At 50.2% G+C, this 3,294-nt stretch carries 4 protein-coding genes and 1 pseudogene; all 5 read left to right on the top strand.

The window, feature by feature from the left end:
- Positions 1-514: pseudogene (locus tag ACPLUI_RS12860) on the top strand (hypothetical protein); the annotation flags it as partial.
- Positions 515-681: 167 nt separating this feature from the next.
- Positions 682-1,074, top strand: a complete 393-nt coding sequence (gene speD / locus ACPLUI_RS12865; RefSeq protein WP_424660653.1) for an adenosylmethionine decarboxylase — start codon at positions 682-684, stop codon at positions 1,072-1,074.
- A 163-nt stretch (positions 1,075-1,237) separates the two neighbouring features.
- A complete protein-coding gene (locus tag ACPLUI_RS12870) occupies positions 1,238-1,990 on the top strand; it encodes a polyprenyl synthetase family protein (RefSeq protein WP_424660654.1) in 753 nt (250 codons plus the stop codon).
- 16 nt (positions 1,991-2,006) lie between these two features.
- Positions 2,007-2,732, top strand: a complete 726-nt coding sequence (locus ACPLUI_RS12875) for a demethylmenaquinone methyltransferase (RefSeq protein WP_424660655.1) — start codon at positions 2,007-2,009, stop codon at positions 2,730-2,732.
- 15 nt (positions 2,733-2,747) lie between these two features.
- The coding region (locus tag ACPLUI_RS12880) for a UbiD family decarboxylase domain-containing protein (protein ID WP_424660656.1) at positions 2,748-3,294 on the top strand (547 nt) is incomplete at its 3' end.

Below are 3,294 nucleotides of genomic sequence, written 5' to 3' on the forward strand. Positions count from 1 at the left end.
GGGAACCATAGCCGCAGCAGGTGCACTTTTTGCCACCTTTTTACTGCTCACAGGCCGCCCCCTGACCATCCAAAACATGATCCGGATCGTACTTGGTTTGATAGCCGTAGTGCTGGCCTTTATGATTTATGATCTGCATCGCCCGCTCTGGCTACAGTCCCACATCGGTCGCACCACATCCCTGCTATTACAGGGCGGCTGGCCGGTAGTGCTGGATATCATCCGGCGCAAGTCGGAACTAAACATCAAACTGGTCCGCTACACCATCTGGAGCCGTATTTTCGTAGCCAGCCTGGGTAGCCTGGCACTGCTCTTCCACCGGCCGGTAGGTGTAATGGCCTCCATCAGGAGCAAATATCCCGACCTCTTTTGCGGCTTTGTCGGAGTTACGATTGCCAGTATTCTGGGGCTCGTTTTTAATGATTCAGGTATAGTAGCTGCAGCCACTACCATGGTCTTCGGCGCCCCGCCCATGGTCTATCTCGTAATTAGAGAGATTGGTGAAACGAAATAGAAAATGTAAAAAAAAACCTGTAGAGGCGTTTAAAATTTTATTTGACAACGATGAATCTTATGCTACAATTGAACTTGATTGGAATTGGCCAATCCTGACAAATGTCGAGTTTGCCAGGTGGCTTGATTCCAATAATATTTTGGGTTAAAAGGGGGAAGATAACAAAGATGAAACACTTGGGCCGCCATGTCTTGGCTGAAATTTATGGCTGCGAATTCGACATCCTGAACGACATTGAAAAAGTAGAAGAGATCATGGTTAATGCAGCCCTCGAAGCAGGAGCAGAAGTAAGGGAATGCGTATTCCATAAATTCAGCCCGCAGGGAGTCAGCGGCGTGGTGGTTATCTCGGAATCCCATCTGGCCATTCATACCTGGCCGGAGCTGGGTTATGCAGCGGTTGATGTGTTTACCTGTGGTGATAAGGTCGATCCCTGGGATGCATGCAACTACCTGACCAGCCAATTTCGTGCCAAGCACATGTCGGCCAAAGAAACAAAACGCGGCATCTTTCCCATCACGGAACAAGTGGCTGAGCAACAGGTAGCTGTCAATCTTTAGGAGGGGGATTTTTATTAGTACCCGGTTAACCAAGGACTAGTGAGCCTTGCGATCTAAAAAAGATTGCAGGGCTCACTGCATTTTCGACCATTTTTCACGATGGGGAGGAAATTTTTCAGCTATAACGAATCAATACTAAGTTAGGAGAAGAAGGAGGACTAAAATGTTTGACCGGGTACTCGCCCCCATTAAATCGGAACTCCAGGAAGCGCAAAATATACTGGCCCGTTCCTTTCAAATCCGGTCCGGGCACCTTGGCAGGTTCAGCCACCTGGTCCCCGGCAGTTTTCACGACATCATCCGCCCTGCGCTGGTACTGCTTTCGGCCAGAATTTTTGCGCCGCTTAACTTCCAGGCTATTGCCCTGGCAGCAGTCATTCAGTTCATCTATCTGGCTGCACGTATACACCGTAATGTCCGGGAGTACCCCGGACCGGTCGACTGCCCGGATGGTTGCCAGTTTCCGGTCCTGGTGGGAGATTACTTCTTCAGCCGTTTTTTTTCATGCCTTTGTGAGCACGGCATCGTGAAGTACTTAAGTCCCCTCTCGAAAATAATATGTGAAATAAGCGAGGGCAGTATCCTGCGTGTAAAAGCTGGAGAGACTCTAGCTGATACGGATGTACTCAGACAAATTGTTTACAAAGAAACAGCTCTCCTTTTCGGCGGCGGTTGCAGGATGGGTGGCCACCTGGCCGGTGCGTCGGAACAGGAACAGAAAGAACTGGAGATGCTGGGGACAAGTTTTGGTATGGCCGTGGGACTGAGCGAATATGAGGTGGAAACCAGCGGTTACCTCGGTCAAGCCCTCCTGGCTCTAAATGGCCTCCCCCCTGGGGAAAGTCGCGATATCCTGGAACAGTTAATCCGTCTTTTCCAAAAACAAAATGAGGGACTGGCCGTACAGGTAGGATAAAAAAGGAGCAAGAACGATGGTTCGTATTCCCTCACCCTATCGAAGCAAAGAAGAATACGTACATGCCATATTTTCTTCTATTGCGCACCGCTACGATCTTTTAAACACAGCCTTGAGTTTCAACCGGGATAAGTACTGGCGCCGTTTTGCCGCCGCTCAAACCGGTCTGCAGCCGGGGGGTTACGGCCTGGATGTGTGCTGCGGGACCGGCATGCTCACCATCGAGCAGGCGCGCCTGGTTGGTCCCCGGGGCCGGGTGATAGGGGTGGACTTTTGTGAAAACATGCTGGCGAAAGCCAGGGAAAACATTAAAAAAACCCCCTTTTCCCAACAGATCCAGTTCGTACAGGGAAATGCCATTAATTTACCCTTCCCCGATAATACCTTTGATTGTGCCACCATTGGCTTTGCCCTTCGCAATGTGCCGGATATCCGCAAAACCATCAGTGAAATGGCACGGGTGGTGAGGCCGGGGGGGAAAGTGGTATCCCTGGAGTTATCCAAACCAAGTGCCCCCATCTTCAAACAGCTATATTACTTTTATTTCAATCACCTGGTACCGCTTCTCGGACGTCTGGGAATCGGCTTTGACGGCCCGTATAGTTACCTGCCCAATTCCTTAAAGGATTTTCCCCATCAGCGGGAAATCAAAAAGCTCTTTTGTGAAGTGGGTCTGGCGGATACCTGTTACTACGAACTTACCGGGGGTATTGTTACCGTACACGTGGGTACCGTGGTTTAAAGCGGAGGTAGTGTCATGGCTTATAAAGATTTGCGAGCCTTCCTCTCTGTACTGGAAGGGAGAGGGATGTTAAAAAGAATTAGTACGGAAGTCGATGCTGAGCTGGAAATAACCGAAATAACAGACCGGGTTTGCAAAGCTGGCGGGCCGGCATTGCTTTTTGAAAATGTACGAGGTTACGATATTCCCGTGTTGACCAATGCCTTTGGTTCCATGGAACGAATGTGTCTGGCCCTGGAGGTAGAAAACCTGGATCGAATTGGAGAAGAATTAATCAGTATTTTGCAACCCCCCGAGCTTCCCGTAACTTTCATAGATAAGCTGAAAGTCATACCGAAACTGGCCCAGCTCTCTTCGTTCATCCCCAGAATAGTGAAGACGGGGCCCTGTAAGGAAGTAATTATCCGGGACAACCCCTCCCTGAAAGAGCTGCCTGTGCTCAAATGCTGGCCCGGGGACGGGGGTCCATTTATCACACTCCCCCTGGTCTTCACCCGGGACCCTGTTACCGGGCGGCGCAATGTGGGTATGTACCGCATGCAGGTTTTTGATGAGCGTACCA

This window comes from Desulfofundulus sp. (genome assembly GCF_049701015.1).
GTDB lineage: Bacteria > Bacillota > Desulfotomaculia > Desulfotomaculales > Desulfovirgulaceae > Desulfofundulus.